The organism is Kordia algicida OT-1 (assembly GCF_000154725.1).
In the GTDB taxonomy this organism is placed as follows: domain Bacteria; phylum Bacteroidota; class Bacteroidia; order Flavobacteriales; family Flavobacteriaceae; genus Kordia; species Kordia algicida.
Genome location: NZ_DS544873.1, coordinates 4,972,435 through 4,993,796 on the forward strand (window position 1 = coordinate 4,972,435; position 21,362 = coordinate 4,993,796).

Sequence of the window (21,362 nt, forward strand, 5' to 3'; positions counted from 1 at the left end):
ATTCACAATGAAACTTAACAAACTAACGCTCGTCATTCTTATGCTGTCTTCAATTCTTTCTTTTTTCGGATGTAATAATTTCCCAAAGGAAAACAATGTTACCGTACAAGAACTTCACGATGTTTTGGCAAACGATGAAGTAATTGTATTGGATGTGCGAACACCAGAAGAAATCGCACAAGGGAAAATAAAAAGTGACGCGTTGGAAGCAAATTTCTTTGAAGATAATTTTATTGAAAAAGCAACCGCGCAACTTCCAAAAGACAAAGATGTGTACGTGTATTGCAAAGGCGGCACGCGAAGCGCAAAAGCAGTGATAAAATTACGAGCGTTAGGTTTCTCAAAAACACATAATGTAGCAGGCGGTATTAGAGCTTGGAAAGCGAAAGGTTTTGAGGTTGAATAGTTTTTATACCAAAGCAACTTCGTTTCTAAAGTCACATCTTATAGTAGATTTGGCATTACTTTCTAGATTGATCGAAATCTGAAACTACACATTCGCATCAATTACTCTTAACAATTCTGTAGGTTCAGGGCGCATGCGATAATTTTCTGTTTGGTTGGTATACACAATTTGTTCGTTAGAATCTGTAATAATAATTGTGGGCAAGGTTGTATGTGATGCAAAACCGAAAATTTGAAATCCGAATGGCAATCCATTTTCTGCAAAAATATCCAATTGCTTGGCGACTTTTCCATCAACATCTACTAAAAACTGAAAATCTAGCGGATGCTTTTTCGTTAAATTCTCACTAAAGCCATGTGGTTGCGAACTGATAAATACCGTATTGATATTTCGCTCGGTCAATTCTTCATGATGTTCTACCATTTCCTTGATTTGCGCCATACAAAACGGACACCAATTGCCACGATAAAAAATGAGAATTGTTGGTGTTCCTGCAAAACGTTCAGTTGTAATTATCTGTTTGCTAGCATTTTCAAAACTTAACAACGGAAGTGTATTTCCAACTGTTAAGATTGCATTCTGATCGGCATTTCGATGTTGAAAAAAGGAATACCATACCAAATATACAACCCAACCAATGGTAAGAAACATGTTGAAAACTGCGCACGTATAGCGAAATTGAACTTCTTCCTGCAAATTTCCCACAAGAAAACTCAATAAACATCCTAAAAAGACGCAAAATGTGTAGGCGATAAGTACACTATCTGTTCGCGGAATTGGTTTGATAAAAATGATTGAAAAGAAAAATACAATACTACCTGCAGTAATTAAATGTGCAACATGTTGTATGGTAAATTCTGTACTGAATTGATGCCATAAACTATCTATCATCGCAATAAGCGCAAGTGCAGGAAATACAACAATAAAAATAGACTTCGCTAAGGCTTTCATGTATTTTAAAAATTCAAATCCTGGTAGGTTTTGAAATATTTGTATCGCACAATGTATAAAAATAAATATAAAATTATGTATTTTTACACTATTAATCTTACATAGAATAGTAAGCCTTTTTCCTCACTGAAATTATTAAATCACTTAATAATTTATATATATGACTGTGAAAGAGGATTTTTTATATTATTTATGGAAATTTGGAAAATTGCACCAATACCATTTGCAAACTACTGATGGTGAAGCCATTCAAATTATCAATCTAGGAACACAAAATCATCACGCTGGTCCTGACTTTTTTAATGCACAACTCAGAATTGGAAATCAATTGTGGGCAGGAAATGTAGAAATGCATGTCAATGCTTCAGATTGGTTTGTACACCACCATGAGACCGATAAAAATTATGACAATGTAATTTTACATGTCGTGTGGAATCATGATATTGAAATTCATCGAAAAGACAATTCTGTTATTCCAACATTAGTTTTAGAAAGTTACAGTGACAAAGCAACATTAATGCAATATCAACAATTACTCAATGCGTCCAAAAAATGGATTCATTGTGAAACTGCTTTTCCTGCATTGAATGCTTTTCAGTTTGAAAATTGGTTGGAGCGAGTGTATTTGGAGCGACTCGAAAAGAAAGCCGCTGAGATAGAAATTTTGGTCGAAAAAAGTAACTATGATTGGGAAGCTATTTTGTTCAGATTACTGGCAAAAGGCTTTGGACTCAAACTCAATAGTGAAGCATTTTTTGAAGCAACTTGTACGGTTGATTTTAGTATTATTCGGAAACTCAGTGCCAAAAGAGGTTCGCTGGAAGCGTTTTTATTTGGTATTTTTGGACTGCTTTCGCAGGAAGTAACTCAAGAACCGTATTTTGACGAACTAAAAAAAGAATTTAATTATCTATGTCACAAATTTCAGCACACAATATCAACAACTATTCCGTTGCAATTCTTTAGAACGCGTCCTGCAAACTTTCCTACAATCAGAACTTCACAATTGGCAACCGTGTACCATCAGCAGCGCAATTTGTTTTCTAAAATAATCGCTACAACTTCTTTGGATCAATTGTATCAAATGTTACAAGTTGGCACAAGTTCATTTTGGGAAACACATTATACCTTTGAGAAAATTTCGCCAAAGCGGACAAAAAAAGTTTCTAAAAAGTTCATTGATGTCTTACTCATCAACAGTATCATTCCTTTAAAATATTGTTACGATCGCTATTTAGGAAAACCAGATATTGAAAGCATTCTGAGTTTACTCCGAAGCATCGCAGCCGAAAAAAACACCATCATTCAAAAATTTACAACCAACGATATTTCTATTGAAAATGCGCAACAAACTCAAGCATTATTAGAATTAAAAAAAAGCTATTGCGATCAGCATAAATGTTTGGAATGTGCTATTGGAAATCAATTAATGCAACAATCTGCTTTTTTAAAAAAGAAATAAGAAACAATTCTACAAAAAATTTTATCTTGCAGTATAAAAACCATTAGTAAAAAACAACACAGAAGGTATGTATAAATTACGCTACTTTTTTGAAAAACACGGCTTTGGTGCGTTATCGCGTTTGGCAGATCGTTTGGGTATGCGAGCAAAAAATGTACGTTTGTTTTTTATTTATGTCACATTTGCTACATTGGGCGTAAGCTTTGCTTTATACTTAACCTTAGCTTTTATATTACGATTAAAAGACCTAATTTACACAAAACGAACTTCGGTATTCGACTTATAATATATGTATAGATTCTTCAAGTCAAAATTCTATTTAGCCCTATTCTTGCTCATCTTTGTATTTGCGGTAGGTGTTTTAGGATTTCGCATGATTTCGGAAATGAGTTGGATTGATGCTGTGTATATGACAGTCATCACGGTAACTACAGTGGGTTATGGAGAAGTGGAACCTTTGGGCGAAATTGGGCGTATATTTACTGTATTTCTTATTATTATCAGTGTATTTGTATTTGCTTATGCTATTTCTGTTATTACGGAATACATTCTGAGTAGAAGCACTTTAAGAAACATTATACAACGCAAGACCTTAAAAAAAATTAGACGCATGGAAAATCATATCATTATTTGTGGATTTGGGCGAAATGGGAGAGAAGCATCAGAAAAACTTGGTGCACACGATCAGGAATTTGTTATCATTGAAAAAGACAGAGATGTTATTGAGCGGTATGAAAATTCAGACATTCCATTTGTAGAAGGAAATGCAAGTGAAGATGAAGTGTTGGAAAAAGCAGGGATTCATCAAGCTAAATGTCTAATTACAGCGCTTCCTAGTGATGCAGACAACTTATTTGTGGTACTTTCGGCAAGACAGATTAACAATAAATTGCTCATCATTAGTAGAGCTTCGCAAGAATCATCGTATAAAAAACTAAAACTTGCTGGAGCCGATAATGTCATCATGCCCGATAAAATTGGTGGCGAACATATGGCTTCTTTAGTTGTGGTTCCAGATTTGGTAGAATTTATTGACAATCTATCCATTAGTGGAAAAAATACCACAAATGTAGAAGAAATAAAAATAGAAGATGTCACCACTTCTGATGAAGAAATAACGCTCAAAGAGCTAGATTTACGTAGAGAAACCGGTTGTACTGTAATTGGTTACAAAACACCAGAAGGCGAATATATCATTAATCCAGAAGCAACACTAAGGTTGGCAAAAAACTCCAAAATAATTGTTCTAGGACGACCTGAACAAGTCGAATTGCTAAAGCAAAAATACGATCTCTAAAAGCGTTGAAAAATCTTATTTAACGTTGCAAAACTTGATTAAGCAATTTTTTTTTAGCATCTTGCTAATCTTATAAATAATCCCAACATAAATATTAACTAACTGACATTATATTATGAAGAAATATCTTCTTTTATTATTTACAATATTATTACCAATACTAACTTTTGCACAGGATGCTTCCGAAGACGGAATTGACAAGAAAATTGACAAAGCCTTTGGAAGTGCTACAGGTTGGTTCGTTCAAGGTGTTTTTTATCAAATTCCTTTCGGTTCTGTAGAAGATGAACTAACACTTAATTTAAATCCAGACGGTTTTATAGGTAAAGCGGAAGGAGATAAAACTACTTTTTCTTTAAAAAATGGCACAAAGTATGAAGTAAAAGAAGATACTTTACACATATCAAATATACCGCTTTCTGGATATCAAATAGCAGAAGGTCTCGAAGATTTATCTAAAAATGTTCCTTCGAAATTAAACGGTGGAACAATAAAAGTAGCTACAAAAGATATTCGCCAAGGTTCATCAATAATGGTAAAAGCTACTGCGCCTTTTACAAAGGTGTTTTGGGTACTATTTCCATTAATTTTGGGAGCTTTATTCTTTACATTTTACTTTAAGTTTATCAATTTTCGAGGTTTTTTTACTTCTGTAAATATTGTGAGAGGAAAGTATGATGACATCGATCATCATGAGTCTATGGTAGGAGCAGGAGATGCTACTCCTGGAGGCGATGCTATAGAAACAATAGCTGTAGAAGGTCACGAAGGAGAAGTTTCTCACTTCCAGGCATTAACGGCAGCATTATCAGCAACTGTAGGATTAGGAAATATCGCAGGTGTGGCAATTGCAGTATCTATTGGTGGTGCAGGAGCAACATTTTGGATGATTATAGCAGGATTGCTAGGAATGGCTTCTAAATTTGTAGAATGTACTTTAGGGGTAAAATATAGAGACATTGGAGAAGATGGAACAGTGTATGGCGGTCCAATGTATTACTTAACCAAAGGGCTCAAATCAAAAGGAATGGGTGGTTTAGGAAAAGTATTAGCAGCTTTATTTGCCATATTTGTGATTGGAGGTTCTTTTGGAGGTGGAAACATGTTTCAGGTAAATCAAGCTTTCCAACTGGTAGAAAACATAACAGGAGGAGAACAATCGTTCTTACATGGTTATGGGTGGGCATTTGGTGTAGTAATGTCTATTTTAGTTGGTATTGTAATTATTGGAGGAATCAAAAAGATTGCTAAAGTAACTGATAAAATTGTACCATTTATGGTTGTAATTTATGTAGCAGCTTCTTTATTTGTAATCTTTGCAAATATAGGAATGGTTGGTGATGCATTTGCTCAAATATTTAATGGAGCATTTAGTCCTGAAGGAATTGCTGGTGGTGCTATTGGAGTATTAATTCAAGGGTTTAGACGTGCAGCATTCTCTAACGAAGCAGGTGTAGGTTCAGCTTCTATTGCGCATTCAGCAGTAAAAACTAAATATGCGGCAAGTGAAGGAATGGTTGCATTATTAGAACCTTTCATTGATACGGTTGTGGTTTGTACAATGACTGCCTTAGTATTAATTATAACAAATTCTCTCGCTGCAGGTGGCGGACCGTCAAATGATGCAGAAGCAATTTTAATGACTTCTGGAGCTTTTGAAAGTGCAATTAGCTGGTTTCCATATGTGCTAACGGTGGCGGTAGTATTATTTGCATTTAGTACTATGATTTCTTGGTCATATTACGGTTTCCAGGGTTGGGCGTATTTATTTGGAAGAAGTAAAAAAGCTGAATACACCTATAAAGTAATCTTTTGTCTATTCGTTATTGTTGGAGCAGCAGCAAGTTTAGGATCAGTAATTGGATTCTCGGATGCTATGATTTTTGCCATGATGGTACCAAACATGATTGGATTGGTATTACTAGCGCCAAAAGTAAAAGAAGAACTAGCAAGATATATGAATGCTATTAAGAAAAAATAGTCACTACAGATTATCAAAGAATAATAAACCCAACATAATATTCATGTAACGATTCATTAAAAAAATCGAACACATGAAAAACATCAAATCTCACTTCACGTTTCTCAAAGCAGAACGAAGTGGGATTTTGTGTATTATAGCCTTGATCTTTAGTGTGCAAGGAATCTATTTTTACACAAATCCCACAGCAACAAATTCAAACCTATTTGCAAGTCAAGAAGTACGAGCATATCAACAGCAAATAGATTCATTAAAGTTAATTGCGCTCAACACAAAACCAAAACGCTTTCCGTTTAATCCTAACTTTATTTCAGACTACAAAGGATTTACATTGGGCATGTCTACCGAAGAAATTGACAGACTACACGAATTCAGAGCGAAGAATAAATATGTGAATTCTGCAAAGGAGTTTCAAACAATCACAAAAGTTTCTGATTCTTTACTAAACGAAATCGCTCCGTATTTCAAATTCCCCGAATGGGTAACGCAAAAAAAGAAGCGAAAACAAACATACATTTCGAAGACATACACAAAAAAAGAAGCCACTATCCTCAAAAAGATTGACATCAATAAAGCTACAGTAGAAGAACTGCGAAAAGTATACGGAATCGGCGAAAAACTCTCTGCACGAATTGTAAGCTACAGAACAAAACTTGGCGGATTTACAACAAAATCAGAACTCGATAAAGTGTATGGCTTGAAGCCAGAAGTCATCGAAAAAATATGGAAGCGTTTTTATGTTGGTGAAGTAAAAATTACAAAAATCGATATCAACAAAGCTACGGTGGAAGAATTGCGAAAAGTATACGGAATTGGCGAAAAACTCTCTGTGCGAATTGTAAACTACAGAACAAAACTTGGCGGATTTGTCATAAAAACACAACTCAACGATGTATATGGTTTAAAACCTGAAGTCATTGAAAAAGTATGGAAACATTTCTACATACAGAAACCAAACATTTCCAAAATAAACCTAAATAATTGTACGCTAGAGCAATTACAGAAAGTCCCATACATACATTACGAATTGGCAGATGAAATTGTCAATCAACGAATTCTTCGAGAAGGGTTCAAAAATTTTGAAGAATTATCAAAAATTCGGAACTTTCCATCGGATAAATTACAGATAATTGAATTATATTTGCATATTCAGTAAAAAAACAAAAAAAGCCATATATGGAAAGCATGTACTTTAATGAAGAACATCAACTTTTTAGAGAAAGTTTGAGAGATTTTTTAAAGAAAGAAGTAGTTCCTCACATTGACAAATGGGAGAAAACTGGAACCATTGAACGTTTTATTTGGGAAAAGTTTGGAGAAATGGGATTCTTCGGAATTGCATATCCAGAAGCATATGGCGGAATGGACTTAGACCTTTTTTACACAGTCATTCTACTAGAAGAATTGCAACGTATCAATTCTGGCGGATTTGCCGCAGCAATTTGGGCACACGCATACTTAGCAATGACGCATGTAAACAAAGAAGGAAGTCACGAAATCAAAGAAAAATATTTGACACCAAGTATTACAGGAGAAAAAATTGGTTGTTTATGTATTACAGAGCCTTTCGGTGGATCGGATGTTGCAGGAATGCGAACAACAGCTGTAAAAAAAGGTGACAAATATATTATCAATGGTTCTAAAACGTTTATTACCAATGGAGTTTACAGTGACTACTTAGTTGTAGCCGCAAAAACAAATCCTGAATTAGGCAACAAAGGAATCAGCATTTTTATCATGGACAGAGATACGCCAGGAATCTCAGCTACAAAACTTGATAAACTTGGATGGAAAGCTTCTGACACTGGTGAAATTGCTTTTGATAATGTTGAAATTCCTATAGAAAATCTTATGGGAGAAGAAAACATGGGATTCCCATACATCATGCAGCACTTTGCTTTAGAGCGACTCATCATGGCAATTAATGCGCATGCTAGAGCAGAATTTGCAATTGAATATACCTTACAATACATGTCGGAACGTCAAGCTTTCGGTAGAACAATCGATAAATTTCAAGCGCTACGTCACACTATGGCAGACTTAGCAACAGAAGTTGAGGTTTGTAAAACATTCAACTATGCTGTAGCTTCTCGTTTAGACAAAAAAGAATATGTTGTAAAAGAAGCGACAATGTCAAAACTACAATCCACAAAAATGGCAGACAATGTTATCTATCAATGTTTGCAAATGTTAGGCGGATACGGTTACATGGAAGAATATCCATTAGCACGTATGTTGCGTGACAGTCGTTTAGGACCAATTGGTGGCGGAACTTCTGAAATACTAAGAGAAATCATTGCTAAAATGATTATTGATAAAAAAGATTACAAACCTGCAACATAAAGTAATTGGAATCATTTTTATCAAAAATCTCCTTTTCATGATTATTGATAAAAAAGATTACAAACCTGCAACATAGATTTGATACGTCATTGAGAAAGTTTTAGAAAAACTTGCGGCAATCTGTTGTTTCAAATACTAAACTACTCTTTGATACACAGATTACTTCGCTACAGCTCGTAAAGACGTTTAAAAGTGTAAACCTCAAAACATAACTCCAGCCGTCAATTCAAGTAACGAATCTGTGATCTGATGAATTTCGACTGCGCTCAGTAGAACTATCGGAGAAGTACTTTAAGAATAAAAAACATTAAATAACAAACGAAAAAGATCACTCTAATCAGTGATCTTTTTCGTTTACAACTACTTTTCAAGTGCAAACCAATTACGGTAAAACCATATAAATGACAAACTTATCAACACGAAAACGTTTTCGCTCTTTTGTTCATTGCTCAACTGATAATTATTTAAGTAACTTAAAAAATACTATTAACCAAAACAATTACCAGAACATGAAAAAAAATCAAATATTTTATTTCTTATTGATCGGTCTTTTTCTAATAAGCTGTTCAAAAGATGAAGTTACTTTAGACAATGAGCAACAAAGCAAAGAACCTACAAAACAAACCATAACAGCCAAAAACAGATCCAATCTCAAACCAATTGGTTCTGGAGTAATGATGCAAGCCTTCTATTGGGATGTGCCAGCTGGCGGAACTTGGTGGAACGTCGTAAAAAACAAAGTAGACGATTGGAGCAATGCAGGAATTGATGCTATTTGGCTTCCGCCAGTATCAAAAGCACAAAACGGACCTTTCTCTATGGGATACGATCCGTTTGATTACTTCGATTTTGGAGAATACAATCAAATGGGAAGCGTAGAAACACGCTTTGGTTCTCGATCAGAATTGGTGAGTCTCGTAAACACAGCGCACAACAATCGCTTAAGTGTCATTGCAGATATTGTATTAAATCACAACAGTGGAGGAAACAGTGAGTACAATCCGTTCAAAGGAACAAACACTTACACTGACTATCAGCCAATGTCAGGAATGTTCAACAGAAGCTACTATGACTTCCATCCAAACGATGCGCAAGCAAATGACGAAGGTGTATTTGGCGGTTTTGCCGATTTATCACATACCAAAAGTTACGTGCAAGATTGGCTTTGGAGAAATCCAAACTCTGTCGCAAAATACTACAGAGATGTCATCGGATTTGATGGCTGGCGATTTGACTACGTAAAAGGATTCGGTCCGTGGGTTGTCAAAGAATGGAAAAATGAAGTTGGTGGTTTCTCAGTAGGAGAATACTGGGACGGAAATGCGGCAACGCTCGATTGGTGGTCAGGACAAGCGGAAGTAAGTGCGTTCGACTTTGCTTGCTACTACCGTATGCGAGATGCATTTCAAGGAAACAACCTAAACAGACTCAACGACGATATGTTATGGAAACGTAACTCATCAAGATCAGTAACCTTTGTCACGAATCATGATACGGACGAAATCGTAAACAATAAAATTCTCGCGTATGCGTACATTTTAACGCACGAAGGATATCCAACTATCTTTTACCGCGATTACGAAGAATGGCTCAACAAAGAACGCCTCAACAATCTTATTTGGATTCACAACAACCTTGCTAGCGGAAATACTTCAATCCTTTACACGGATAATGACGAATACGTAGCAAGAAGAAATGGTTACAATGGTGCAGGTTTAGTCGTGTATATCAACAACTCAAACAACTGGCAAGAACGTTGGGTAGAAACCAATTGGTCAAACACGCGTATCAAAGACTACACAGGACATTCTAATTGGGAGCCAGTAACGCAAGGTGGACGTTGGGTAAAAATTCAAGCACCACCCAAAAGTTACTCAGTTTGGTCTGTTAAATAAAGGTTTGGGTTTTGGGTAATTAGTATTCGGAAGTTTCTAAGTGTGTTTTGAAACTTCAAAAAACGAATAACAAATGACAAAGTTGAATAGTTTAAGTATTGATTTAAAAAATTAATGTAAACAACTTTACCCAAAACCTGACATATCGAGCGTAGTCGAGATACAAAGCCAAAGCCTAAAATCAATAATGGCATTCCGCAGAAAATGCGGCCGCGCTTTCGGCTATATCTTTTTTTAAAACGCTGTCATTGCCAGACAAATTTCTAATTTGTAGTAGCAATCTGCTTAAATAAAAGCAGATTACTTCGTCGCAAACTCCTCGTAATGACGTTGCAAAACAAAAAAGGATGCCACCTCTATCGCTAATGCAAAAAAAGCAAGAAACTATTTGAAATTAAAAAATAGTCTGTATATTTGCAGCCACAAAATCTAAAAGAGAGGAGGTTAAGTACTATGTTAATTATACCAGTAAAAGAAGGAGAAAATATAGACAGAGCGCTGAAACGTTTCAAAAGAAAATTTGATCGTACAGGAGGAATGCGTCAACTTAGAGCAAGAAAGCATTTCACAAAGCCATCAGTAGCTCGTAGAGCGCAAATTCAAAAAGCGCAATACATCCAGCGCCTTAGAGATCAAGAAGAAATCTAAGCAACGCTCTCAGCAAAATAAAAAAAGGTTTCCAATACGGAAGCCTTTTTTTGTGCATAAAACTTTCATCTCCCAAACAACTTCACTAACTTTAACTAGGTTTTGGATATTAAATATTAGTAAATTTCTTAAGAATCTACAAACAACTTAACCTAAAACCTGACATATCAAGCGTAGTCGAGATACAAAACCTAAAACCCAAAATGCCCTTTACAACATTTACAGAATATCTAAAACTCGAAAAAAACTATTCGGAGCATACTGTCACAGCTTACGAAAAAGATTTACGCTCGTTTGCTGAATTTTGTAAAAAAGAATATGAAGACGATAGTATTATAAACGTACACTATGTGCAAATTCGTAATTGGATAGTTTCCTTAGTAGAAAAAGGTTTGCAAAATGCTACGATCAATCGGAAAATATCTTCACTCAAAACTTATTACAAATACTTGCTTAAAACAAAACAAATCGAAGCAAGTCCGCTAGCAAAACACAAAGCACTCAAAACCGCAAAAAAAGTACAAGTGCCATTCTCACAAAAAGAAATGGATATAGTATTAAATGCTGTTGAATTTAAAAATGATTTCGAAGGTGTGCGTAACAAAACCATCATAGAAATGTTTTACGCTACCGGAATGCGTCGTAGTGAACTCATCAATCTAAAACAATCTGATATCGATTACACGGCAAAAACAATTCGAATATTAGGTAAAAGAAACAAAGAGCGCATTGTTCCATTATTACAAAAACTTGAAGCTCAATTAAAAGAATACATTTTACATAGAAAGCAAATTGACAATCAAAAAAAAGAAGAATTATTTTTAACGGCAAAAGGAAATAAAATCTACTCGAACCTTGTATATCGTTTAATAAATGATTATTTTAGTATAGCATCTACAAAAGTAAAAAAGAGTCCGCATATGCTCAGACACACATTTGCAACTCACTTACTAAACCAAGGTGCAGACTTAAATGCTGTCAAAGAATTACTTGGTCATGCTAGCCTTGCTTCAACCCAAGTATATACACACAACAGTTTAGCTGAATTAAAAAATGTATATGCAAAAGCACACCCTAGAAACAAAAAGTAATCTTTCAAAAAAGCAGCAAAACCTAAAATATAACCTTTAAAAATGCAGCGTATGAAAGTAAACATGCAGTCCGTGAACTTTACGGTAGATCGTAAATTAGTAGATTTCATTCAAAGAAAAATGGATAAACTCGAAAACTACTATGATAAAGTAATTGATGCTGATGTATATCTAAAAGTAGAAAACACAAGTGCAAAAGAAAATAAAATTGCAGAAATAAGGGTTAATATTCCTGGTGATGACATCATGGTAAAAAAACAATGTAAAACCTTTGAAGAAGCCGTTGACGAAGCAACAAGTACATTACAAAGAGTACTGCTAAAAAGAAAAGAAAAAGTAAGAGCACATTGATAAGTAAAAAATTTTCAAAAATTGTTTTGATTAAAAAAAATAATCTCTACATTTGCAGTCCGTTAGAAATAGCGGGCTTTTTTTATGAGCAAAAGCCGATGTAGCTCAGCTGGCTAGAGCAGCTGATTTGTAATCAGCAGGTCGTGGGTTCGAGTCCCTCCATCGGCTCAAAAAAAGTAAAGTGTTTCAGGAGTTGTGAAAAATGTATGTTTGTAGCAACAGGGGCGAGAAGTTTATCCTGAGCGCAGCCGAAGGAAGTCCCTCCATCGGCTCAAAAAGCAAAAACAAATCAAGAAATGTAAAAACTCTTGATGTTTGCTTTAAAAAGTTTGAAATATTGATTTTTTATTGGGGAGATACTCAAGCGGCCAACGAGGGCAGACTGTAAATCTGCTGACTATGTCTTCGCAGGTTCGAATCCTGCTCTCCCCACTAAAATAAAAGCGAGAGTAGCTCAGTTGGTAGAGCGTCAGCCTTCCAAGCTGAATGTCGCCGGTTCGAACCCGGTCTCTCGCTCTATATATTTCTTGCCGGTGTAGCTCAGGGGTAGAGCGTTTCCTTGGTAAGGAAGAGGCCACGGGTTCAAATCCCGTCATTGGCTCATAGAATGTATAAATTGAACACTAATATATAACTAAGATTAAAAAATTATTAAATCATGGCAAAGGAAACTTTTGATCGTTCCAAACCGCACTTAAATATTGGTACTATTGGACACGTAGATCACGGTAAAACTACTTTAACAGCTGCTATTACAAAAGTATTAGCTGATGCTGGTCTTTCTGAAGCAAGAGATTTCGATACAATCGATAACGCTCCTGAAGAAAAAGAAAGAGGTATTACAATTAATACATCTCACGTTGAGTATCAAACTGCAAACCGTCACTACGCACACGTTGACTGTCCAGGTCACGCCGATTACGTAAAGAATATGGTAACAGGAGCTGCTCAAATGGATGGTGCTATCTTAGTAGTTGCTGCTACAGATGGACCAATGCCACAAACACGTGAGCACATCTTATTAGGACGTCAGGTTGGAGTTCCAAGAATTGTAGTATTCTTGAACAAATGTGATATGGTAGATGATGAAGAATTATTAGAGCTTGTTGATATGGAAGTAAGAGATTTACTTTCTTTCTACGACTATGATGGAGATAACGGGCCAGTTATCCAAGGATCTGCTTTGGGAGCTTTAAATGGTGAAAAGCAATGGGTTGATACAGTATTAGAATTAATGGAAGCTGTTGATAACTGGATTGAATTACCAAAAAGAGATGTTGATAAAGATTTCTTAATGCCTATCGAAGATGTATTCTCAATTACAGGTCGTGGTACTGTTGCAACAGGTCGTATTGAAACTGGTGTAGCTAACACAGGTGATGCTGTAGATATCATTGGAATGGGAGCTGAAAAATTAACTTCTACAATTACAGGAGTTGAGATGTTCCGTAAAATCCTTGATAGAGGTGAAGCTGGAGATAACGTAGGTATCTTATTAAGAGGTATTGAAAAGACTGAAATCAAAAGAGGTATGGTGATCTGTAAGCCAGGTTCTGTAACTCCACACAAAAAGTTCAAAGCTGAGGTGTACGTATTGAAAAAAGAAGAAGGTGGGCGTCACACTCCATTCCACAATAACTACCGTCCTCAGTTCTACGTTCGTACTACGGATGTTACAGGAACTATCAACTTGCCAGAAGGTGTTGAAATGGTAATGCCAGGAGATAACTTAACAATTACTGTTGATCTTATCAGTACAATTGCAATGAACGTTGGATTACGTTTTGCGATTCGTGAAGGTGGTAGAACTGTTGGTGCAGGTCAGGTAACTGAAATTTTAGAATAATCTACAACAGATTAATATAACAAGAGAGGTGTCCCGTTTATTTCGGGACGCCTTTTTATGAAATACGGGTTTAGCTCAGTTGGTAGAGCACTGGTCTCCAAAACCAGGTGTCGGGAGTTCGAGCCTCTCAACCCGTGCTAATAACATCGCAATATGGCTGGTATAGTAAATTACGTAAAAGAATCTTTCGAAGAATTGAGAACTAATGTCACTTGGACACCTTGGGCTGAAGCGCAACGTCTTACAATTATTGTGGCTGTGTTTTCAATTATCTTCTCATTAGCAATTTGGGGAGTTGATACGGTGTTTTCTGAAGCATTGGGATATGTTTATGATATAGTACTAGGTAAATAAATTCACTCTCTAAAATTATACTTATTATGGCGGATTCTAATGTAAAGAAATGGTATGTTGTGAGAGCTGTCAGCGGACAGGAAAATAAAGTAAAAGCGTATATCGAAAGCGAAATTACTAGATTAGGATTAGAAGACTATGTGGAAGAAGTATTAGTTCCAACAGAAAAAGTAATCCAAATTCGTAATGGAAAAAAAATAAACAAAGAAAGAGTGTACTTTCCAGGGTATATTATGATTAAAGCTAATATTGCTGGAGAAGTAACGCACGTTATAAAATCTGTTACCAATGTGATAGGTTTCTTAGGAGAAGTTAAAGGAGGAGATCCTGTGCCGCTAAGACAATCTGAAGTAAATAGAATGTTAGGAAAGGTTGATGAATTGTCAGTAAAAACTGATAATGTTGTAATTCCTTTCACACTTGGAGAAACAGTAAAAGTAATTGATGGTCCTTTCAACGGCTTCAATGGATCTGTTGAAAAGATAAATGAAGAAAAACGTAAGTTAGAAGTAATGGTGAAAATCTTTGGTAGAAAAACACCGCTAGAGCTAAGTTACATGCAAGTAGAAAAAATATAATTGTTACACATTATATATTCAAGTAGCGTTTTTTAGCTTCCAAACAAAAAAACGTTGCAAAATTTAAAACAAGAAAATGGCAAAAGAATTAAGTAAAGTAGTTAAGCTACAAGTTAGGGGAGGTGCAGCGAATCCGTCGCCACCGGTTGGACCCGCTTTAGGTGCTGCCGGTGTTAATATCATGGAGTTCTGTAAGCAGTTTAATGCTAGAACACAAGATAAACAAGGTAAGGTAGTTCCAGTTGTTATTTCTGTATACAAAGACAAGTCTTTTGAATTTGTAGTGAAAACAGCGCCAGCGGCAGTTCAGCTATTGGAAGCGGCAAAGATTAAAAAAGGATCGGGAGAACCAAACCGTAAAAAGGTAGCAAGCGTTACTTGGGAACAAGTAAAAGCAATTGCTGAAGACAAAATGCAAGATTTAAATGCATTTACAGTTGAGTCAGCAATGAGTATGGTTGCAGGTACTGCAAGATCTATGGGATTAACAGTATCAGGAGATAAACCTTTTTAAATCGTAAGAACAAATGGCACGAGTAACAAAAAAGCAAAAAGAAGCTTTAGCTAAAGTTGACAAGAATAAATTATATTCTGTTGCAGAGGCGTCAAGCTTAGTGAAAGAAATAACAAATGTAAAATTTGATGCGTCTGTAGATCTTGCTGTAAGATTAGGTGTTGACCCACGTAAAGCAAATCAAATGGTGAGAGGTGTTGTAACATTACCTCACGGAACAGGAAAAGACGTAAAAGTTTTAGCATTAGTAACTCCAGATAAAGAAGCAGAAGCAAAAGAAGCAGGTGCTGATTATGTTGGATTAGATGAATACCTTCAAAAAATTAAAGGAGGATGGACAGATGTTGATGTCATTATCACTATGCCAAGTGTAATGGGTAAATTAGGACCTTTAGGTAGAATTTTAGGACCAAGAGGTTTAATGCCAAACCCAAAAACTGGAACAGTAACAATGGATGTTGCTAAAGCTGTAGCTGAAGTGAAAGCTGGTAAAATTGACTTTAAAGTTGATAAAACAGGAATCGTTCATGCAGCAATTGGTAAGTCTTCATTCTCTCCAGAGAAAATTCAAGGCAATGCCACTGAATTATTACAAACATTAATCAAATTAAAGCCAACTGCGGCAAAAGGTACATACATCAAAAGTATTTACATGTCTAGTACCATGAGCCCAAGTGTAGCTGTTGATCCAAAAACAATTGCATAGGTAGTTAAAAAAGATTTTTATCATGACTAAAGAAGAAAAATCAGTAGTAATAGAAGAATTAACTGCACAGTTAGCTGACAATACAAATATTTACTTGACTGACATCTCAGGTTTGAATGCTGAAACTACATCAGCTTTAAGGCGAGCTTGTTTCAAAGAAAATATCAAACTTGCAGTAATCAAGAATACATTGCTAGCTAAAGCAATGGAAGCTTCTGACAAGGATTTTGGTGATCTTCCTGAAGTATTAAAAGGAAACACTTCATTAATGCTTTCAGAAACAGGAAACGCTCCTGCAAAGCTTATCAAAGAATTCAGAAAGAAAAGAAAAGCTGAAAAGCCAATCTTAAAAGGTGCTTTCATTGAAACAGCTGTATTCGTAGGAGACGATCAATTAGAAGCCTTAGTTAATATCAAATCTAGAGAAGAGCTTATTGGAGAAATTGTTGGATTATTACAATCTCCTGCTAAGAACGTTGTTTCTGCTCTTCAATCTGGAGGAGGAAAACTTGCAGGTATCTTAAAAACATTATCTGAAAGATAATTCAAAAAGTACGCACTTAACAAAACAAATATTTAACAAAAACATTATTTTAAAACGATAGAAAATGGCAGATTTAAAAGAATTCGCAGAACAATTAGTTAATTTAACTGTAAAAGAAGTTAATGAATTGGCTGATATATTAAAAGATGAGTACGGTATTGAGCCAGCTGCTGCAGCTGTTGCTGTAGGACCTGCTGCACCTGGAGATGCAGACGCTGGAGACGAGCAAACTGAGTTTGACGTTATCTTAAAAGCTGCAGGTGGATCTAAATTAGCAGTAGTTAAATTAGTAAAAGAATTAACAGGGTTAGGTCTTAAAGACGCTAAAGGAATTGTTGATTCAGCACCAGCTCCAATCAAAGAAGGAGTATCTAAAGACGAGGCTGAAGGTCTTAAAGCATCTTTAGAAGAAGCAGGAGCAGAGGTTGAGCTTAAGTAAGCTTACCAAGCTATAAAAACTTGGTTTAGGTCTTTGGGAACGTCCCTCAGACCTAAACCCTTTTGTGTATATAAGCGTGAATACGTTTTATTTTATTTTATTTTAATCATAATATTGTCCATTGATGTTCACAAATCAGACTGAAAGATTAAATTTCGCCTCGGCAAAACACACACCTGATTATCCAGATTTTCTAGATATTCAGATCAAATCGTTTCAAGATTTCTTTCAATTAGAAACGAAGTCAGAAGAGCGTGGCGAAGAAGGATTATACAATACCTTCCAAGAAAACTTTCCAATTACAGACACTCGTAATCAATTCGTATTAGAATTTCTTGATTACTTCGTCGACCCACCGAGATACAATATTCAAGAATGTATTGAAAGAGGATTAACATATAGTGTGCCACTAAAAGCACGTTTAAAACTATACTGTACCGATCCAGAGCATGAAGACTTTGAAACAATTGTACAAGATGTATACTTAGGAACTATCCCTTACATGACTCCAAGTGGAACGTTCTGTATTAACGGAGCTGAACGTGTAGTAGTTTCTCAATTACACCGTTCGCCAGGAGTATTTTTTGGACAATCTTTCCATGCAAATGGAACTAAGTTGTATTCTGCCAGAGTAATTCCTTTTAAAGGTTCTTGGATAGAATTTGCAACAGATATCAATAGTGTAATGTATGCATATATTGATAGAAAGAAAAAATTACCTGTAACGACACTATTTAGAGCTATTGGTTTTGAAAGCGATAAAGATATCCTTGAGATATTTGACCTTGCGGAAGAAGTAAAAGTATCTAAAAGTGGACTGAAAAAAGTACTTGGTCGCAAGTTAGCAGCACGTGTATTAAATACATGGCATGAAGACTTCGTAGATGAAGATACAGGAGAAGTAGTATCAATCGAACGTAACGAAATCGTTTTGGATCGTGATACAATCTTAGAAAAAGAACACATTGAAGAAATCGTGGAAGCTGGTGTAAAAACAATTCTTTTACACAAAGAAGAAAACCAAGCTGGTGATTACGCGATTATCCATAATACATTACAAAAAGACCCTACAAACTCTGAAAAAGAAGCTGTAGAGCATATTTATCGTCAACTTCGTAATGCAGAACCGCCAGATGAGGAAACTGCTCGTGGTATCATCGATAAACTATTCTTCTCTGACCAACGTTACAACCTTGGTGGAGTAGGTCGTTACCGTATGAACAAAAAGTTAGGATTAAATATCGACATGGATAAGCAAGTCTTAACCAAAGAAGATATTATCACTATCATCAAATACTTAATTGAGTTAATCAACTCAAAAGCTGAAATTGATGATATCGATCACTTATCTAACAGACGTGTTCGTACAGTAGGTGAACAATTAGCACAACAATTTGGTGTTGGTCTTGCACGTATGGCAAGAACTATTCGTGAGCGAATGAACGTTAGAGATAACGAGGTATTTACACCAATCGATTTGATTAATGCAAAAACCTTATCATCTGTAATTAATTCTTTCTTCGGAACGAATCAGTTGTCGCAGTTTATGGATCAAACAAATCCATTAGCCGAAATTACACACAAGCGTCGTCTATCAGCATTAGGACCTGGAGGTCTTTCTCGTGAAAGAGCAGGTTTTGAGGTGCGTGACGTTCACTATACACATTACGGACGTTTATGTCCTATTGAAACACCAGAAGGACCAAACATTGGATTAATATCTTCTCTTGGAGTATTCGCAAAAGTGAACTCTATGGGATTCCTAGAAACGCCTTATCGTAAGGTAGAAAACGGAAAAGTAGATATTGAAAAGTTTGCGTACTTAAGTGCTGAAGAAGAAGAAGGAATGAAAATTGCACAAGCAAACATTCCATTAAAAGAAGATGGTACCATCAATGTTGAAAAAGTAATTGCACGTGAAGAAGGAGATTTCCCAGTAGTAAATCCTTCAGAAATACAATATACAGATGTCGCGCCAAACCAAATCGCATCAATCTCTGCATCGTTAATTCCATTCTTGGAGCATGATGATGCCAACCGTGCATTGATGGGATCAAACATGATGCGTCAGGCAGTACCATTATTACGTCCGCAATCTCCAATCGTAGGAACAGGATTAGAACGTCAAGTTGCTTCTGACTCTAGAGTATTGGTAAATGCTGAAGGAGACGGATTGGTAGAATATGTAGATGCAAACAAAATTACCATCAAGTACGATCGTACGGATGATGAAAGATTGGTAAGTTTTGATGGAGATTCAAAAACATACAACCTTATCAAATTCCGTAAAACGAACCAAAGTACATCCATCAACTTAAAGCCAATCGTAAGACGCGGCGATAGAGTGAAAAAAGGACAAGTACTTTGTGAAGGATATGCAACTCAAAAAGGTGAATTGGCACTTGGACGTAACATGAAAGTTGCCTTCATGCCTTGGAAAGGATACAACTTTGAGGATGCAATTGTAATCTCTGAAAAAGTAGTTCGTGAAGATATCTTTACGTCTATTCATATTGATGAATATTCAATGGATGTAAGAGATACGAAGTTAGGAGCTGAAGAATTAACCAATGACATTCCAAACGTTTCAGAAGAAGCTACAAAAGACTTAGATGAAAACGGAATGATTCGTATTGGTGCTGAAGTAAAACCTGGCGATATTCTTATTGGTAAAATTACACCAAAAGGAGAATCAGATCCTACACCAGAAGAAAAATTATTACGTGCAATCTTCGGAGATAAAGCAGGTGATGTAAAAGATGCTTCCTTAAAAGCGTCTCCATCATTACACGGAGTTGTAATTAATAAAAAATTATTCTCAAGAGCAATCAAAGACAAGCGTAAAAGAGCTAAAGACAAAGAGGAAATCGCAACTTTAGAATTGGAATACGCTACCAAATTTGAAGAATTGAGAGGTGTATTAATCGAAAAATTATTTACAATCGTAAACGGAAAAACTTCTCAAGGAGTTCAAAATGATCTTGGAGAAGAAGTATTGCCAAAAGGAAAGAAGTTTACACTAAAAATGTTAAATGCTGTCGAAGACTACGCACATTTAACTGGTGGAACTTGGACTACAGATGATGATACAAATAGAGCCGTTGCCGATTTAGTACACAACTATAAAATTAAACTTAATGACCTTCAAGGAGCATTAAGGAGAGATAAATTTACGATTTCAGTTGGAGACGAATTACCAGCAGGAATCTTAAAACTTGCCAAAGTATACATCGCTAAAAAGCGTAAACTAAAAGTAGGTGATAAGATGGCAGGACGTCACGGTAACAAAGGTATCGTTGCACGTATTGTTCGTCAAGAAGACATGCCATTCTTAGAAGATGGAACGCCAGTTGATATTGTACTAAATCCATTAGGTGTACCTTCTCGTATGAATATTGGTCAGATTTACGAAACCGTATTAGGATGGGCAGGAGAAAAACTAGATAAAAAATATGCAACGCCAATCTTTGATGGTGCTTCTTTAGATCAGATTAATGAAATCACTGATGAAGCTGGAGTTCCAAGATTTGGACATACATATCTTTATGATGGTGGAACAGGAGAACGTTTTGACCAGCCAGCAACAGTAGGTATTATCTACATGTTGAAACTTGGTCACATGGTAGATGATAAAATGCACGCACGTTCTATAGGACCATACTCATTAATTACGCAGCAACCATTAGGTGGTAAAGCACAATTTGGAGGACAGCGTTTTGGAGAAATGGAAGTTTGGGCATTAGAAGCATATGGTGCATCTAGTACACTAAGAGAAATATTGACTGTAAAATCGGATGACGTAATTGGTAGAGCCAAAACATACGAATCAATCGTAAAAGGTGAGCCAATGCCAGAACCAGGACTACCAGAATCATTCAATGTATTAATGCATGAATTGAAAGGTCTTGGATTAGACATCAGATTAGAGGAATAAATTAAAATGCCGTGTAACCTAT

The 21,362-nt window shown here is 35.8% G+C and carries 20 protein-coding genes and 5 tRNA genes; 24 read left to right on the forward strand and 1 reads right to left on the reverse strand.

Annotated features, from left to right (window positions below; translation table 11 throughout):
- The first annotated feature begins 7 nt into the window (after positions 1-7).
- A complete protein-coding gene (locus KAOT1_RS21455) occupies positions 8-406 on the forward strand; it encodes a rhodanese-like domain-containing protein (RefSeq protein WP_007097023.1) in 399 nt (132 codons plus the stop codon).
- Positions 407-490: 84 nt separating this feature from the next.
- On the opposite strand, the gene KAOT1_RS21460 is transcribed toward KAOT1_RS21455, so the two are convergent.
- A complete protein-coding gene (locus KAOT1_RS21460) occupies positions 491-1,357 on the reverse strand; it encodes a peroxiredoxin family protein (RefSeq protein ID WP_007097024.1) in 867 nt (288 codons plus the stop codon).
- A 160-nt stretch (positions 1,358-1,517) separates the two neighbouring features.
- Between KAOT1_RS21460 and KAOT1_RS21465 the strand changes: the two genes are divergently transcribed.
- The 23 genes from KAOT1_RS21465 to rpoB all read left to right on the forward strand — a co-directional run bounded on the left by KAOT1_RS21465 (position 1,518) and on the right by rpoB (position 21,340).
- On the forward strand, positions 1,518-2,819 hold the full coding sequence (locus tag KAOT1_RS21465; RefSeq protein WP_007097025.1) for a DUF2851 family protein: 1,302 nt from the start codon (positions 1,518-1,520) through the stop codon (positions 2,817-2,819).
- 67 nt (positions 2,820-2,886) lie between these two features.
- Positions 2,887-3,105: a hypothetical protein gene (locus KAOT1_RS21470; RefSeq protein WP_007097026.1), complete on the forward strand. Its 219-nt coding sequence runs from the start codon at positions 2,887-2,889 to the stop codon at positions 3,103-3,105.
- 3 nt (positions 3,106-3,108) lie between these two features.
- Positions 3,109-4,116 carry a potassium channel family protein gene (locus KAOT1_RS21475; protein WP_040559771.1) on the forward strand — a complete coding sequence of 336 codons (1,008 nt, stop codon included), beginning with the start codon at positions 3,109-3,111 and terminating at the stop codon, positions 4,114-4,116.
- A gap of 115 nt (positions 4,117-4,231) precedes the next feature.
- The gene (locus KAOT1_RS21480; protein WP_007097028.1) at positions 4,232-6,097 is read left to right on the forward strand and encodes an alanine/glycine:cation symporter family protein; all 1,866 of its coding nucleotides are present in this window, start codon (positions 4,232-4,234) and stop codon (positions 6,095-6,097) included.
- 73 nt (positions 6,098-6,170) lie between these two features.
- Entirely contained in the window at positions 6,171-7,253 is a 1,083-nt protein-coding gene (locus KAOT1_RS21485) for a ComEA family DNA-binding protein (RefSeq protein WP_007097029.1), read from the forward strand.
- Positions 7,254-7,273: 20 nt separating this feature from the next.
- Positions 7,274-8,440 (forward strand): acyl-CoA dehydrogenase family protein, encoded by a 1,167-nt coding sequence (locus KAOT1_RS21490; RefSeq protein WP_007097030.1) that lies wholly within the window; start codon positions 7,274-7,276, stop codon positions 8,438-8,440.
- 509 nt (positions 8,441-8,949) lie between these two features.
- Positions 8,950-10,335, forward strand: coding sequence for an alpha-amylase (locus KAOT1_RS21495; protein WP_050765333.1), 1,386 nt, complete (start codon positions 8,950-8,952; stop codon positions 10,333-10,335).
- 453 nt (positions 10,336-10,788) lie between these two features.
- Positions 10,789-10,983 carry a 30S ribosomal protein S21 gene (gene rpsU, locus KAOT1_RS21500; RefSeq protein ID WP_007097032.1) on the forward strand — a complete coding sequence of 65 codons (195 nt, stop codon included), beginning with the start codon at positions 10,789-10,791 and terminating at the stop codon, positions 10,981-10,983.
- Between the two features lie 203 nt (positions 10,984-11,186).
- Complete coding sequence (locus KAOT1_RS21505; protein ID WP_007097033.1) at positions 11,187-12,074, forward strand: tyrosine-type recombinase/integrase; 888 nt, start codon at positions 11,187-11,189, stop codon at positions 12,072-12,074.
- A 51-nt stretch (positions 12,075-12,125) separates the two neighbouring features.
- Entirely contained in the window at positions 12,126-12,425 is a 300-nt protein-coding gene (gene hpf / locus KAOT1_RS21510; protein ID WP_040560218.1) for a ribosome hibernation-promoting factor, HPF/YfiA family, read from the forward strand.
- A 94-nt stretch (positions 12,426-12,519) separates the two neighbouring features.
- Positions 12,520-12,593, forward strand: a tRNA-Thr gene (locus KAOT1_RS21515).
- Between the two features lie 182 nt (positions 12,594-12,775).
- Positions 12,776-12,857 (forward strand) — tRNA-Tyr (locus KAOT1_RS21520).
- Positions 12,858-12,868: 11 nt separating this feature from the next.
- Positions 12,869-12,941 (forward strand) — tRNA-Gly (locus KAOT1_RS21525).
- Between the two features lie 13 nt (positions 12,942-12,954).
- A tRNA-Thr gene (locus tag KAOT1_RS21530) sits at positions 12,955-13,026 on the forward strand.
- A 57-nt stretch (positions 13,027-13,083) separates the two neighbouring features.
- The gene (gene tuf, locus KAOT1_RS21535; RefSeq protein WP_007097035.1) at positions 13,084-14,271 is read left to right on the forward strand and encodes an elongation factor Tu; all 1,188 of its coding nucleotides are present in this window, start codon (positions 13,084-13,086) and stop codon (positions 14,269-14,271) included.
- Positions 14,272-14,335: 64 nt separating this feature from the next.
- A tRNA-Trp gene (locus KAOT1_RS21540) sits at positions 14,336-14,408 on the forward strand.
- Between the two features lie 16 nt (positions 14,409-14,424).
- On the forward strand, positions 14,425-14,625 hold the full coding sequence (gene secE / locus KAOT1_RS21545; RefSeq protein ID WP_007097036.1) for a preprotein translocase subunit SecE: 201 nt from the start codon (positions 14,425-14,427) through the stop codon (positions 14,623-14,625).
- Between the two features lie 26 nt (positions 14,626-14,651).
- Positions 14,652-15,203: a transcription termination/antitermination protein NusG gene (gene nusG, locus KAOT1_RS21550; protein ID WP_007097037.1), complete on the forward strand. Its 552-nt coding sequence runs from the start codon at positions 14,652-14,654 to the stop codon at positions 15,201-15,203.
- 76 nt (positions 15,204-15,279) lie between these two features.
- Positions 15,280-15,717: a 50S ribosomal protein L11 gene (gene rplK / locus KAOT1_RS21555; RefSeq protein WP_007097038.1), complete on the forward strand. Its 438-nt coding sequence runs from the start codon at positions 15,280-15,282 to the stop codon at positions 15,715-15,717.
- A 13-nt stretch (positions 15,718-15,730) separates the two neighbouring features.
- Positions 15,731-16,423 carry a 50S ribosomal protein L1 gene (gene rplA / locus KAOT1_RS21560; protein ID WP_007097039.1) on the forward strand — a complete coding sequence of 231 codons (693 nt, stop codon included), beginning with the start codon at positions 15,731-15,733 and terminating at the stop codon, positions 16,421-16,423.
- 22 nt (positions 16,424-16,445) lie between these two features.
- The gene (gene rplJ, locus KAOT1_RS21565) at positions 16,446-16,967 is read left to right on the forward strand and encodes a 50S ribosomal protein L10 (protein WP_007097040.1); all 522 of its coding nucleotides are present in this window, start codon (positions 16,446-16,448) and stop codon (positions 16,965-16,967) included.
- A 64-nt stretch (positions 16,968-17,031) separates the two neighbouring features.
- On the forward strand, positions 17,032-17,406 hold the full coding sequence (gene rplL, locus KAOT1_RS21570; protein ID WP_007097041.1) for a 50S ribosomal protein L7/L12: 375 nt from the start codon (positions 17,032-17,034) through the stop codon (positions 17,404-17,406).
- Positions 17,407-17,530: 124 nt separating this feature from the next.
- Entirely contained in the window at positions 17,531-21,340 is a 3,810-nt protein-coding gene (rpoB, locus tag KAOT1_RS21575) for a DNA-directed RNA polymerase subunit beta (RefSeq protein ID WP_007097042.1), read from the forward strand.
- Positions 21,341-21,362: the final 22 nt, after the last annotated feature.

Bases quoted from the DNA above. Each gene is read 5' to 3' on its own strand.
- KAOT1_RS21455 (WP_007097023.1), top strand. From the start codon at position 8: ATGAAACTTAACAAACTAACGCTCGTCATTCTTATGCTGTCTTCAATT.
- KAOT1_RS21460 (WP_007097024.1), bottom strand. From the start codon at position 1,357: ATGAAAGCCTTAGCGAAGTCTATTTTTATTGTTGTATTTCCTGCACTT.
- KAOT1_RS21465 (WP_007097025.1), top strand. From the start codon at position 1,518: ATGACTGTGAAAGAGGATTTTTTATATTATTTATGGAAATTTGGAAAA.
- KAOT1_RS21470 (WP_007097026.1), top strand. From the start codon at position 2,887: ATGTATAAATTACGCTACTTTTTTGAAAAACACGGCTTTGGTGCGTTA.
- KAOT1_RS21475 (WP_040559771.1), top strand. From the start codon at position 3,109: ATGTATAGATTCTTCAAGTCAAAATTCTATTTAGCCCTATTCTTGCTC.
- KAOT1_RS21480 (WP_007097028.1), top strand. From the start codon at position 4,232: ATGAAGAAATATCTTCTTTTATTATTTACAATATTATTACCAATACTA.
- KAOT1_RS21485 (WP_007097029.1), top strand. From the start codon at position 6,171: ATGAAAAACATCAAATCTCACTTCACGTTTCTCAAAGCAGAACGAAGT.
- KAOT1_RS21490 (WP_007097030.1), top strand. From the start codon at position 7,274: ATGGAAAGCATGTACTTTAATGAAGAACATCAACTTTTTAGAGAAAGT.
- KAOT1_RS21495 (WP_050765333.1), top strand. From the start codon at position 8,950: ATGAAAAAAAATCAAATATTTTATTTCTTATTGATCGGTCTTTTTCTA.
- rpsU (WP_007097032.1), top strand. From the start codon at position 10,789: ATGTTAATTATACCAGTAAAAGAAGGAGAAAATATAGACAGAGCGCTG.
- KAOT1_RS21505 (WP_007097033.1), top strand. From the start codon at position 11,187: ATGCCCTTTACAACATTTACAGAATATCTAAAACTCGAAAAAAACTAT.
- hpf (WP_040560218.1), top strand. From the start codon at position 12,126: ATGAAAGTAAACATGCAGTCCGTGAACTTTACGGTAGATCGTAAATTA.
- tuf (WP_007097035.1), top strand. From the start codon at position 13,084: ATGGCAAAGGAAACTTTTGATCGTTCCAAACCGCACTTAAATATTGGT.
- secE (WP_007097036.1), top strand. From the start codon at position 14,425: ATGGCTGGTATAGTAAATTACGTAAAAGAATCTTTCGAAGAATTGAGA.
- nusG (WP_007097037.1), top strand. From the start codon at position 14,652: ATGGCGGATTCTAATGTAAAGAAATGGTATGTTGTGAGAGCTGTCAGC.
- rplK (WP_007097038.1), top strand. From the start codon at position 15,280: ATGGCAAAAGAATTAAGTAAAGTAGTTAAGCTACAAGTTAGGGGAGGT.
- rplA (WP_007097039.1), top strand. From the start codon at position 15,731: ATGGCACGAGTAACAAAAAAGCAAAAAGAAGCTTTAGCTAAAGTTGAC.
- rplJ (WP_007097040.1), top strand. From the start codon at position 16,446: ATGACTAAAGAAGAAAAATCAGTAGTAATAGAAGAATTAACTGCACAG.
- rplL (WP_007097041.1), top strand. From the start codon at position 17,032: ATGGCAGATTTAAAAGAATTCGCAGAACAATTAGTTAATTTAACTGTA.
- rpoB (WP_007097042.1), top strand. From the start codon at position 17,531: ATGTTCACAAATCAGACTGAAAGATTAAATTTCGCCTCGGCAAAACAC.